Origin of the sequence: Wenjunlia tyrosinilytica (assembly GCF_014646055.1) — a bacterium.
Lineage (GTDB): Bacteria > Actinomycetota > Actinomycetes > Streptomycetales > Streptomycetaceae > Wenjunlia > Wenjunlia tyrosinilytica.
Map to the genome: position 1 here is coordinate 1 of NZ_BMMS01000154.1, position 763 is coordinate 763.

General features: G+C 69.2%; 1 pseudogene. It reads right to left on the minus strand.

Annotated features, from left to right (window positions below):
- Window positions 1-338: pseudogene (locus tag IEY86_RS38600) on the minus strand (beta strand repeat-containing protein); the annotation flags it as partial.
- Between the last annotated feature and the right edge of the window lie 425 nt (window positions 339-763).

The window sequence follows — 763 nt, forward strand, 5'->3', positions numbered from 1 at the left end:
AACGTCACCGTGCCGGTGGGTGTGCCGGATCCTGGGGGGGTGGCCACGACGGTGGCGCAGACGGTGACGGCCTGTCCGCAGACCGAGGGGTTGGGTGTGGCCGTGACCGTGGTCGTGGTGGATGCTTCGTTGACGGTGACGGTGGTGGTGCCGACCGAGCCGAGGAAGCAGGGGTCTTCGCCGTTGTAGGTGGCGGTGACGGTGCCGGTGGTCAGGGTTGTGGTGGTGGTGCAGGCCTGGCCGCTGGCGTTGAGTGGGACGGTGGTGTTGAGTCCGCCGGGTCCGGTGAAGGTCACCGTGCCGGTGGGTGTGCCGGATCCTGGCGGGCTGGCGGTCACGGTGGCGCAGATGGTGACGGCCTGTCCGCAGACGGACGGGTTCGGTGTGGCCGTGACCGAGGTGGTGGTGGATGCCTCGTTGACGGTGACGGTGGTGGTGCCGACCGAGCCGAGGAAGCAGGCGTCCTCACCGTTGTACGTGGCGGTGACAACGCCATTGGTCAGCGTGGTGACGGCGGTCGTGCAGGCCTGGCCGGCGCCGTTGAGCGGGACAGTCTGGTTGAGTCCGCCGGGCCCGGTGAACGTCNGGACGGGTTGGGTGTGGCCGTGACCGTGGTCGTGGTGGATGCTTCGTTGACGGTGACGGTGGTGGTGCCGACCGAGCCGAGGAAGCAGGGGTCCTCGCCGTTGTAGGTGGCGGTGACGGTGCCGGTGGTCAGGGTTGTGGTGGTGCAGGCCTGGCCGCTGGCGTTGAGTGGGACGGT